Below are 6,291 nucleotides of genomic sequence, written 5' to 3' on the forward strand. Positions count from 1 at the left end.
AAGTACCATTCGAGAGCCAGATTTATTCCATCGATTCATAAAGACCCTGTAGGGATCCTGCGTCAAATTGCATTAATTGAGCGTTGATAATGCACTCTTCAAGCTGACTGATTGAGGGGTGTGCAAACAGTTGTTGAATGGAAAGATCAACCTCAAAGATTTCATTAACTTTTGACTGAAGTTGCAGCACCAGAAGCGAGTGCCCGCCGAGTTCAAAGAAGTTGTCATGACGACCGACCCGATCTATTTTCAGTATCGTCCGCCAGATATCTGCCAGTTGTTCTTCGGTTTCCCCTTGTGGTGCTGCATATTCCTGAGAGCTGACTGATGAATAGTCCGGAGCAGGTAGTGCATGGCGATCCAGTTTTCCGCTCACTGTCAGCGGGAAAGCTTCCAGCATGACAAAGGCGCTGGGAACCATGTGATCGGGCAGGCTACTACTCAATTGCTCCCGCAGTTCGGAGATGCCTGGTGTGGTGTCTGAGTCAGGAACGATATAAGCAACCAGCCGCGTATCTGCCGTATCATATTCACGGGCAATGACGACGACTTGCTGAACGCCTGCGCACTGAGCCAGACGGGTTTCAATTTCCCCCAGTTCAATGCGGAATCCACGGATCTTGACCTGAAAATCGTTTCGGCCCAGATATTCGATATTACCATCTGACAGCCAGCGTCCCAGATCGCCGGTTTTATACAGACGAGCGTTTGGGTCAGTGACAAAAGGATCAGCTATAAAGCGCTCTGCGGTCAGTTCAGGGCGATTCAGGTAACCGCGGGACACGCCGGAACCACCGATATAAATTTCACCTGTGACTCCCAGAGGAGTGGGCTGGCCATTGGGGTCGAGAATATAGATTTGGGTATTAGCCACCGGTTTGCCGATACTGGGAAGCGGCAGGGAGCTATCCACCGGACAGAAGGTAGCCTGAACAGTACATTCTGTTGGCCCATAGGCATTGATAAAACGGGTTGTTTTTATCTGCTGTAAACGTGACCATACGGCAGGGTGAATGGCTTCCCCGCCAATTAATGCCAGTTTGGGCTGATAACCGGAACTGGTGCCTAAGCCCGTGTTTAACAATCCGTGCAGTTGCACAGGAGTGCAGTCAAACATATCTACTTTATGATGTTCGAAATAACGCCAGAGCTGTGGCCCATCGGTACGGATAGCGTTCGGAATGATGACCAGCGTATGACCGGCAAGCAATTGCGACCAGCTTTGCAACGAGGCATCAAACACGATGCTGGCATTCAGCGCTACGCGACTTGACGGAGCGAGATCGAGCATCAACTGTAACCCGATATGAAGGTTGATGACGTTGTGGTGTTCTACCATGACCCCTTTGGGCTTTCCGGTGGAACCGGAGGTGTAGATCACATACGCAAGATGGTGTGAGTTCAGTCCACATGTACGGTGATCGGGATTTGTATCCGGCATCTGGTTAAAGGGTGATGAATTGCTGTCATCCAGCAGCACGATTGTCGGGGTATTTTCCAGTCGGTCAGTCAGGGAGGATTGGGTGAGCAGCGCGACGGGAGCGGCATCTTCCAGCATATAGGCCAGCCGTTCAGCCGGATAGGCCGGATCGAGCGGAACATAAGCGGCTCCTGCTTTGAGAATACCCAGCAATCCGACTATCATTTCCGGGCCGCGCTCTACACAAATAGCAATCCGGTCATCGGGTTTCACCCCTAACCCAATCAGGTAATGTGCCAGCTGGTTGGCCCGGCGATTTAATTCATCATAAGTCAGCTGACTGTCGCCATAAACCAGCGCCATCGCTTCTGGTGTATGGTCAGCCTGTTGCTCGAATAGCTGGTGGATCAGAGCATCTTTCGGGTAGGGGACGTTAGTTGGATTAAAATCACCGAGTACCTGCTGAAGCTGGTGTTCATCCATTAATGGTAAATGGCTAATAACCTGCTGGTCATCATCTGCTATGGCTGCTAATAAAGTGAAAAAATTGTCCATTAGCTGAGTGATAAACTCAGAATCGAACAGCTTGGTATCGTAATGAAAACCGCAATTAATCTGCTGATCAATTTCAATGAGATTGATCATTAAGGGCACAGGCATTTCAGCATAATAAGGATATGGGAAAGAACGTAGTTCTGCGCCTCCCCAGTTCACTGTGGTGATACCGCTCTGATCCATCCATAACGATGTCAGGTTACTGACATATCTGGGTTGCTGGAAAGTCATGGTTGTCTGGAAAACTGGATGGGTATCCGCATTGCGCTGTAATTTAATGTGCTCCAGTATTTTCGAAAAAGGGTATTTTTGATGCTCAATTGCCTGACGAATGCTTTTAGCAGCCTGTAATATGTGCTCCTGTACTGTCATCTCACCCTTGATTTGGGCGCGTAAGGCAACCGGATTGATAAATTCACCGACGACTTTGCCCCAGAGAGAGCGGCTACGACCGGGCATGATAGAGCCGACCAAAATATCATCCTGACCTGTATAGCGATGTAGCAGGAGTTGATAAGCAGCCAGAAAAATTGCAAACAGGCTATTATGATATTTTGGTGTCAGTGCAATTAATTTTGCGGCCAGTGTATCGGGGAGTTTACGAGCAACCGTAATTTTATCTGCTACCAAAGAGGGGGCACTGACGCTTGATTTACTGCTGACGGGCAATTGTAATTCGGTTAACTCACCACTTAGATTATCAACCCAGAATTTCTGTTGTTTTTTTGCATTGTTACTATTAAGCCACTGCTGTTGCCAGATAACATAATCCTGATAACTCCGTTCCGAGGTAGGAGGTAATTCCTGCCCGGTTAAAAGCATGCCGAGTTCTTCCAATAATATCCAATAGGACCAGCCATCAACGGCAATATGGTCAAAGGTTAATACCATGACACATTCCTGATCATGGCATTGATACCAACTAACATAAATACGCAGTGGATTTTCGAGATCGAAGGGATACCAGCAATCATTGTGGACTAGCTGTTGAAGCGTTTTTGCATCCAGATCCCGGGCATCATGTTTTTTGATTGTAATAATTGCATTTTCTGCTATTTGATATCCCAGTTCACCGCCATATTGACCAAAACTAGCCCGTAACATAGGGTGGCGTTTTATCAGATGATTAAGTGCTTCTTCCAATTTTTCAGCAGTTAATCCTCTGACTCTGGCACAAAATGCACTATTATTCTGCCCCCTCTGGGCCGGGTTAATTTGATATTGAAACCAACGGCTGCTTTGTGCTTCAGATAAAGCAAATGGTTTCAATGTTTCAGGATGATTCATTTTATAGCTCCCCTTTTATGGGCATATGGAAAAACAAAATTTTCAGAACTGATAAAACAAAAAAATTGGAACAGAATTAAAGCCAAAGACATTGGCTAAATAAATTTCAAAGAGATATATTTTCTAATAAGAAAATTAATGTGGCGAAAGTATTACGCAATAAAAAAAATAACAACGATAATATGAGTGGAGTTTTCTAGGAAAGTTATAAATTAATTTCATCTTTATATAAACTATTTCTTGTCTTTATTATTGAATTTAAGGTAATGGATTATATATTAAATAAAGTTATTTTGCAGAGTGACAGCAATGTTATTGTATATCTAATTTTATTAGAGCCCCGTTGTCTTTCGTATTGCTGCTATCAATTTTTAATATTAAAGAGCCTTTTAAATAATAATACATAGTTTAAAAAAAAGAGCCTGTTTTGATGAGGCTCTTAAAATGGGCGAGGATATATTTATTATAAATATTTTTTTGTTCTGGATCATTTTTAGCTAGGATGATGACTACTGGTTTTTATCTCCTTAATATGTCCATCTTCCAATTTAATCACACGTTCTGCAATATCAAAATATGCATCATCATGGCTAATAACAATAACAGTCTTGCCACGGGATTTTAGCTCCGGTAATAACTCAGTATAGAAGATCTTTTTAAATACAGGGTCTTGATCCGCAGCCCATTCGTCAAATAGGTAGATAGGGCGGTCTTCTAAATAAGCAGCAACTAAAGCTAATCTTTTTCTCTGACCAGCGGAAAGATCAGTCGTTGAAAATTGCCCGTCAATAACTTTGACTTTGTGACCCATGTTTAAGGATTCAATATAGTGAGTTGCTTTTTCAGTAACATTCGTACCGGTATTTAATAGTTGATCGAATAGATGATAATTGGAGAAAACGGCCGAAAAATACTGACGATAATGTTCATTATTCGTTTCATCCATTTTGATGCCATTAAGCATGATAGAGCCGGATTCTTGTTCGAACAAACCGACTAATAGCATGGCAAGTGTTGTCTTTCCACTCCCGTTACCGCCGACAATAAAAACTATTTCACCCTGAGAAATAGTCAAGTTCATAGGTCCTAGTTTAAATTCCCGATCTTCTTTGTCAGTGGTGTAGTGGTGAATAATATCTTTTAACTCAAGCGATAATGGTTTTTCGGTTAAAAATGGATCCGGGGAATTAGCCTGCTGCACATACAAAGATTCTTCCAGTTCGTTATCCAGTCGCTTCATTTTTTGTAATGAGACTTCCGCCTGTCTTAATTCAGGAATGGCACCGATAACCTCACTGATAGGGCCAGACAAAAACAGGACAATCAGAGTTACCGTCATTAAAGTTGCCGGTTCCTGAGGCAACCAGATAGGAATGACAAAAATCATCAGGCCGATAACAATATAGAAGATCACAGAGCCGGCATTCAGGACCCAGGCATAGTTATTGTTTGCCTTGATGCAGATCTCTTTAAATTTTAGTGCAGCAGGGGAAATAACTTTATCAATAAATGCATTACCTTTTTGTCTATTGAGTTTCAGTTCTTTGCTGCCATCGATCAGTTGCTGAAAGTTGAGATATATCTTATCTACCTGCTCACGCATTTCTTCCATCAGGCGTATAGGACGTTTTTCCAAAAAATAGAAGAGAGAAGCGGTTACCAGACAGACAATAGCCAAAATGATAAATAGCTGCCATGAAATCCAGGCTAAATAACCGAAACAGGCAATGATAAGTGTGATATTACCAAAAACAGTTGGAGCTAACATAAAAGAGTGGATAAACACATCAACATCTTTAGTCAGAACGGCCAGCAACCCATGTTTCCCAAAGCGGTTCAATTTTTTAAACGGTGCCCGTAATATTTTATTACTCAGGCTTAGACGCAGCGAATAAATGGTTGCCTGAGTCAAATGTGACAACATAATTTCTGATAGTGTTTTCGTAACAAAAAAAAGAATACAGAGACCAAAAAAGTTCCAGATAAATGAAGTCAGATTAACCGTTCCTGTAATTCCCTGGCTAATCATACCGACTACTGACGCCCCGGAAAATCCACTGATCAATGCAAATATTGTTGATAGAAGCAGCAATATCCAAGATTGGCGATAAAGATAAACAATTAGAGTCATAAACTAAACCATTATAGGAGGTTATAGGTAATATAAAAAATATACACCAGCCAATGAGACCCGTAATGGTTATTTTTTTCTGGTGAAAATTCAAGGAAGATTTATGAATGAAAATATGAATAAAGTTAAACCGTGATAAATTTCACAGTTCACATATAACGGGTTTTTCCTTAATTATTAGAGGTGGTCTTTTTCCTTAATAGATAGAAGTTATTCTAATGGTGGAGGCTGTTGGATCTTGTTAGTCAGAATGATTAATAAGAACATGGCTAAATAGTCACGCTTAGTTACACAATAACATCACTCATAATATGAATATAATATATCAGAGAAACGTAGGTGAGAATGATTGATGGAATATTGAGAGTGATTCTAGTTTGGTTAATAAAAATCAATAGTTGATGATTTATTTTTATTTTGAACAAGGAAATAGTAATTCTCTAGAGTGTTAATTGCATAATGTAACTGGTAAGGTACGTGATAGTAATAAATGGTGTTAGGTAATCATACATAAGGAATAAAAGGAAAATAAGATGTTTTAGAAGGAGTCATTTTTCATATCCTGTGATTTCTAAATTGTATTTTTGCTATAAAAGATAATAAGTCTTATTTTAAATTAGAGTGCATGTTATATCTGAACCAGTCTCTCTATTTGATTAGAGGGCCTGGTTTTTATGTTATTAAAACAAACCAAGATCCTCTGAGAGGTGGAGTGGTTTTTTTATTATTGTGCTGCTTTATGAAATTCATTAAGTATATACTCTGTTTATATTTTTGAGTTAAATTAAAATTTCTAATGTTTTAATGGATGAAGATCACAATAAATTTTCGATGTAATAAGTTACAATTAAAGTTTATGATTAGATAATCATTGGAAATAAATAATAAATTCAATATT

General features: G+C 40.6%; 2 protein-coding genes. Both read right to left on the reverse strand.

Annotated features, from left to right (window positions below):
• Window positions 1-22 precede the first annotated feature (22 nt).
• The gene (locus AACX38_RS07380; RefSeq protein ID WP_228863853.1) at window positions 23-3,262 is read right to left on the reverse strand and encodes a non-ribosomal peptide synthetase; all 3,240 of its coding nucleotides are present in this window, start codon (window positions 3,260-3,262) and stop codon (window positions 23-25) included.
• Window positions 3,263-3,755: 493 nt separating this feature from the next.
• The gene (locus tag AACX38_RS07385) at window positions 3,756-5,393 is read right to left on the reverse strand and encodes a cyclic peptide export ABC transporter (protein ID WP_228863854.1); all 1,638 of its coding nucleotides are present in this window, start codon (window positions 5,391-5,393) and stop codon (window positions 3,756-3,758) included.
• Window positions 5,394-6,291: the final 898 nt, after the last annotated feature.

Origin of the sequence: Xenorhabdus sp. PB30.3 (assembly GCF_963895965.1) — a bacterium.
GTDB lineage: Bacteria > Pseudomonadota > Gammaproteobacteria > Enterobacterales > Enterobacteriaceae > Xenorhabdus > Xenorhabdus stockiae.